We start from the raw sequence: 6,000 nt of genomic DNA on the forward strand, positions 1-6,000 counted from the left end.
GGCGGACAATTGAAGGTGTGCAGCCCATACCGCGGCCGGTCCACCCATAGGCACCCCATGGCACGATGGCTCCCAACCTGCCGCCGCGACCGCGGACGGGCACCGTGAAGGAGCGACGATGAACGACACTCCGGGCTGGGCCTCGCCCGGATCCGCCCCCTCCGACGGACAGGAGCCCGGCACGTCCCGCCCCGAGCCCACCGGCAGCCCCACCGAGCGGCCCGCCGGCACTCGGCCCGCGGACCAGCCGGACGCGAACCCGCAGAGCCCCGGCCCGAAGTGGTCCAAGGAACAGCCGCCACCCGGCCAGTGGTCCGCGCCCGCAGGCCCCCAGCACCCGGGCCAGACCCCACCGCCCCCGCCACCCCCGCCGGCCGGTCCGGCGGGCTGGGGCGGACCGCCGCCCGCCGGGCCCAGCGGCGGACACCCGGGCGGCCCAGCAGGCCCCGGACCACAGGGCGGATACGGCGGATACGGCGGAGGCTACGGCCCTCCCGTCGGCTGGGGAGGGGGCTGGGGCGGCCCCCCGCCCGCGGCCAAGCCCGGCGTGATCCCACTGCGCCCGCTCGGCGTGGGCGAGATCCTCGACGGCGCCGTCGCGACCATGCGCACCTACTGGCGCACCGTCCTGGGCATCTCGCTGACCGTCGCGATCGTCACCGAGGTCGTCGTCGTCCTGCTGCAGGGCCTGCTCCTGAACGGCTCCACCGACACCGCGGCCCTCGGCGACCCCAGCGCCACCGTCGACGAGCAGCTCAACGCCATGGGCGACGCCATGCGCGCCTCCGGCCCCCTCCTCCTCGTCACCCTCCTCGGCACCATCACCGCGACCGCCCTGCTCACCGCCGTCACCAGCCGGGCAGTGCTCGGCAAACCGGTCACCCTCAAGGAGGCATGGCGCGACGCCCGCCCCCAGGTGCCCCGGCTGTTCGGCCTGATCTTCCTGCTGGTGCTCATCGCCGCCGCGATCGCCACCGTCTGTCTGCTGCCGGGCATCCTGGTCGGCGCCACCGGAAACGACGACGCGGGCGCCTCGCTCAAGGCGTTCGGCATCCTCGGCTCGCTCGTCCTCGTGCTGTGGCTGATGATCCGCTTCTCCCTCGCCTCGCCCGCGCTGATGCTGGAGAAGCAGGGCATCAAGAAGGCGCTCGGCCGGTCCGCGAAGCTCACCCGGGGCTCCTGGTGGCGCGTCTTCGGCATCCAGTCGCTCGCCCTGCTCATCGCGAACATCGTCTCCATGATCGTCATCGTGCCGTTCGCCGTCCTCGGCGCCGCACTGAGCGACGGAGGCGTCAGCGGCATGGTCGAGGCAGGCGCCGACTACGGCTGGGCCTACCTGATCGTCAGCGGCATCGGCTCGGTCATCGGATCCATGATCACGTTCCCGATCGCGGCAGGCGTCACCGTCCTCCTGTACATCGACCAGCGCATCCGCCGCGAGGCCCTCGACCTCGACCTGGCCCGCGCCGCAGGCCTCCGGGACTACGGCTCCCCCGTTCCCGGCCCGACCCCCGGGAGCTGATGCGGTGAGCCTGACGGGGGGAGCACTCACCATGTCGGCGCTGCCTGGCAGCCTGCCCGCGCAGGCACTGCCCGGCATCGCCGACGGCGCCCGGGCAGCCCTGGCCCGCGCCGCCGGCCGGGCCGCAGCGGCCTTCGTGCGGTCGGGCGACCGCGTGGTGCCGGCACTGGCCCGCTCGGGCGACGAACCACCGGTGACCGTCCCACGTGATCCCGCCCGGGAGGCGGCCCGCCGCGAACTGTCCAAGGACCTGTACCACCAGAACGACCCCAGCCTCTTCCAGCGCGCCCTGGACACCCTCTGGGACTGGATCGGCGACCTGTTCGACACGGCGTCGACCGCCACCCCCGGCGGCACAGTGGGCCTGCTGGTCGTCGTCCTCGCCGTCGTGGCCGTCGTGGGCGCCCTGTGGTGGCGCCTGGGCGCCCCGCGCCGTCGGCCCGCCTCCACCGCCGCCCTGTTCGACGACCGCCCGCGCAGCGCCGCCGAACACCGCGCGGCAGCCGCTGCACACGCCGCCCAGGGCCACTGGAACCAGGCCGTCCAGGAACGCATGCGCGCCATCGTCCGCTCCCTCGAGGAACGGGCCCTCCTCGACGCCCGCCCCGGCCGCACGGCCGACGAGGCCTCGGCCGAGGCCGCCCGCACCCTGCCCGCCCACACCGACCGACTGCGCACCGCCGCCCGCGACTTCGACGACGTCACGTACGGCGGCCGCCGCGCGACCGAGCAGTCGTACACGCGCATGGCCGCACTCGACCTCGACCTGGAACGCACCAAGCCCCGACTGACGGCGAACAGCCTCCGCACCGCGGCCCCCACCGCCGGCCGGGGAGCCGCCGAATGACGACCGAGGCCACCCTCCCGTCCACCTCGGCCTCCCCCACCGCGCTGCAGTTGTGGACCCGCGCGCGCGGACTCACCCTCGCCTTCGTCCTCCTCCTCGCGGCGGCCGTCACACTCGCCGTGCTCCAGTCCGACGCCCGCCACGGCGCCCTCGACCCGCGCTCCGCCGACCCCTACGGCAGCCGCGCGATCGCCGAACTCCTCGCCGGCCACGGCGTGTCCACCCGCGTGGTCACCTCCCTGGCCGAGGCCCGCACCGCGGCCCGCCCCGACACCACCCTCCTGGTCGCCGCCCCCGACCTCCTGACGACACGTCAACAAAGGCAACTGCGCTCGGCGATCGCCGTCTCCGGCGGCCGCACCCTCCTCGTCGCACCCGGCAGCCCGTCCGTGGGCACCCTCGCCCCCGGCGTGAGCGCCGACCCGGCCCACAGTCGCGGCTCCGCGCTCTCCCCGAACTGCGCACTGCCCGCCGCCCGCCGCGCCGGCACCGCGGAAACCGGCGGCATCCGCTACACCACCCGCCACCTCGACGCCGACGAGTGCTACCCCAGCGAGCGCCTGGCCACCCTGCTCCGCGTCCCGGACACCTCCGGCGACGGCGACACCATCGTCCTCGGCGCGCCCGACATCCTCTACAACGACCGTCTCGACGAGCAGGGCAACGCCTCGCTCGCCCTCCAACTCCTCGGCTCCCGGGCCCATCTGGTCTGGTACCTCCCCTCGCTCTCCGACACCACCGCCACCGCCCCGGACGACGAGCAGGACTTCCTCGACCTGCTCCCCTCCGGCTGGCTCTGGGGCACCCTGCAGCTCTTCGTCGCGGCAGCCCTCGCCGCCCTCTGGCGGGCACGCCGACTAGGCCCGCTGGTGCCCGAAAAACTCCCCGTGGCGATCCGCGCCTCCGAAACCGTCGAAGGCCGCGCCCGCCTCTACCGCAAGGCCGCCGCTCGCGACCGCGCGGCCGCCGCTCTTCGCTCCACCACCCGCACCCGCCTCGCTCCTCTCCTGGGCGTCCCCGTCCCCCAGGCGCACGCGCCCGAGGCCCTCATCCCCGCCCTGTCCGCCCACCTCCACGGCAACGGCCAGGCCCTGCACCTGCTCCTCTTCGGCCCGTCACCCGGCGATGACACGGCCCTGATCGCACTCGCCGACCAACTCGACGCCCTCGAAAGAGAGGTACGCCGTCCATGATGGACCCGACCACTGACAACGCCGGGACCACCGGGGATCCGGGCCGCGCCCGCGCCTCCCTGGAAGCCCTGCGCGCCGAGATCTCGAAGGCCGTGGTCGGCCAGGACCCCGCCGTGACCGGCCTCGTCGTCGCCCTGCTCTGCCGCGGACACGTTCTCCTTGAAGGAGTCCCCGGAGTGGCCAAAACGTTGCTCGTCCGCGCCCTCGCCTCCGCACTGGAACTGGACACCAAGCGCGTCCAGTTCACCCCCGACCTCATGCCGAGCGACATCACCGGCTCCCTCGTCTACGACACCCGCACCGCCGAGTTCTCCTTCCAGCCCGGCCCGGTGTTCACCAACCTCCTCCTCGCCGACGAGATCAACCGCACCCCGCCGAAGACCCAGTCGTCCCTCCTCGAAGCCATGGAGGAACGCCAGGTCACCGTCGACGGCACACCCCGTCTCCTGCCCGACCCGTTCCTGGTCGCCGCGACCCAGAACCCCGTCGAGTACGAAGGCACCTACCCCCTGCCCGAAGCCCAGCTGGACCGCTTCCTGCTCAAACTCACCATCCCGCTCCCCTCCCGCCAGGAGGAGATCGACGTCCTCACCCGGCACGCCGACGGCTTCAACCCCCGCGACCTGCGCGCCGCCGGCGTACGCCCCGTCGCAGGCCCCGCCGACCTCGAAGCCGCACGCACGGCCGTCGCCAAGACCACCGTGTCCCCCGAGATCACGGCCTACGTCGTCGACATCTGCCGCGCCACCCGCGAATCACCGTCCCTGACCCTGGGCGTGTCCCCCCGCGGCGCGACCGCTCTGCTGGCCACAGCACGCGCATGGGCATGGCTGACCGGCCGCGACTACGTGATCCCCGACGACGTCAAAGCCCTGGCCCTGCCCACGCTCCGCCACCGCGTACAGCTCCGTCCGGAAGCCGAGATGGAGGGCGTGACCGCCGACTCCGTCATCACCGCGATCCTCGCCCACGTCCCCGTCCCCCGCTGATGGCACTCACCGGACGCACCGCGCTCCTCGCGGCCCTCGGCTCCCTGCCCGTCGGCATCTGGGACCCCAGCTGGACGGGCATCCTCGCGGTCAACGCCCCCCTGGCCCTGGCCTGCGCCTGCGACTTCGCCCTGGCAGCCCCGGTACGCCGACTGGGCCTGACCCGCTCCGGCGACACCACCGCCCGCCTCGGCGAGCCCGCAGACATCATCCTGACGATCACCAACCCGTCCGGCCGCCCCCTGCGCGCCCGCCTCCGCGACGCCTGGCCCCCCAGTAGCTGGCAGCCGGGAACGGAGACAGAGGCCTCCCGTCACCGCCTCACGATCCCGCCCGGGGAACGCCGCCGCATCACCACCCGCCTACGCCCCACCCGCCGCGGCGACCACCGAACCGACCGCGTCACGATCCGCTCCTACGGCCCCCTCGGCCTCCTCTCCCGCCAAGGCGCCCACAAAGTCCCCTGGACCGTGCGCGTCCTCCCCCCGTTCACCAGCCGCAAGCACCTCCCGTCGAAACTGGCCCGGCTGCGCGAACTCGACGGCCGCACCAGCGTCCTCACCCGCGGCGAGGGCACCGAGTTCGACAGCCTGCGCGAATACGTCCCCGGCGACGACACCCGCTCCATCGACTGGCGAGCCACAGCCCGCCACTCCACCGTCGCGGTCCGCACCTGGCGTCCCGAACGGGACCGGCACATCCTTCTGGTCCTCGACACCGGCCGCACCTCCGCAGGACGGGTCGACGACGCCCCTCGCCTCGACGCCTCCATGGACGCGGCACTCCTCCTGGCCGCCCTGGCCGCCCGCGCCGGCGATCGAGTCGACCTCCTCGCCTACGACCGCCGAGTGCGCGCCCTGGTCCAGGGCCGGACAGCACGCGACGTACTTCCCTCCCTGGTCAACGCCATGGCGACCCTTGAACCGGAACTCGTCGAGACGAACGCCCGGGGCCTCACCGCCGCGGCCCTGCGCACGGCCCCCCGCCGCTCTCTCATCGTCCTGATGACGACGCTCGACGCCGCGCCGGTCGAGGAAGGCCTGCTCCCCGTCCTCCCCCAGCTCACCCAACGCCATACGGTCCTGGTGGCCTCGGTCGCCGACCCGCACATCGCCCGCATGGCAGCCGCCCGCGGCAACGCCGACGCCGTGTACGAGGCCGCAGCCGCCGCCCAGGCCCAGACCGAACGCCACCGCACGGCCGAACAACTCCGCCGGCACGGTGTCACCGTGGTTGACGCGACCCCGGACGACCTCGCCCCCGCACTGGCGGACGCCTATCTGGCACTGAAGGCAGCAGGACGCCTGTAAAAAAACGAAAACGGGCTCTCCCATGAAGGAGAGCCCGTCAATATGTACCCGGAACGCAGAAAACCCCCGCACCATGAGGTGCGGGGGTCTCCCACAATATTTGTTCGGCGGTGTCCTACTCTCCCACAGGGTCCCCCCT

5 protein-coding genes are annotated in these 6,000 nt (G+C 73.5%); all 5 read left to right on the forward strand.

Translation table 11 applies throughout. The annotated features are described in order from the left end of the window. The first annotated feature begins 118 nt into the window (after positions 1-118). From ACZ7DE_RS36210 to ACZ7DE_RS36230, 5 genes are read left to right on the forward strand one after another with little or no spacing between them, the layout of a single operon-like run. Complete coding sequence (locus ACZ7DE_RS36210) at positions 119-1,522, forward strand: glycerophosphoryl diester phosphodiesterase membrane domain-containing protein (RefSeq protein WP_470768644.1); 1,404 nt, start codon at positions 119-121, stop codon at positions 1,520-1,522. Positions 1,523-1,553: 31 nt separating this feature from the next. Beyond that, complete coding sequence (locus ACZ7DE_RS36215; RefSeq protein WP_470768645.1) at positions 1,554-2,369, forward strand: DUF4129 domain-containing protein; 816 nt, start codon at positions 1,554-1,556, stop codon at positions 2,367-2,369. Continuing rightward, the gene (locus ACZ7DE_RS36220) at positions 2,366-3,562 is read left to right on the forward strand and encodes a DUF4350 domain-containing protein (protein WP_470768646.1); all 1,197 of its coding nucleotides are present in this window, start codon (positions 2,366-2,368) and stop codon (positions 3,560-3,562) included. Before ACZ7DE_RS36215 ends, ACZ7DE_RS36220 begins: the two co-directional genes overlap by 4 nt. Next, a complete protein-coding gene (locus ACZ7DE_RS36225) occupies positions 3,562-4,551 on the forward strand; it encodes an AAA family ATPase (protein WP_470768647.1) in 990 nt (329 codons plus the stop codon). Before ACZ7DE_RS36220 ends, ACZ7DE_RS36225 begins: the two co-directional genes overlap by 1 nt. Then, complete coding sequence (locus ACZ7DE_RS36230; RefSeq protein ID WP_470768648.1) at positions 4,551-5,861, forward strand: DUF58 domain-containing protein; 1,311 nt, start codon at positions 4,551-4,553, stop codon at positions 5,859-5,861. The genes ACZ7DE_RS36225 and ACZ7DE_RS36230 overlap by 1 nt, the downstream gene beginning before the upstream one ends. The last annotated feature ends 139 nt before the right edge of the window (positions 5,862-6,000 follow it).

This window comes from Streptomyces sp. NPDC037083 (genome assembly GCF_055606485.1).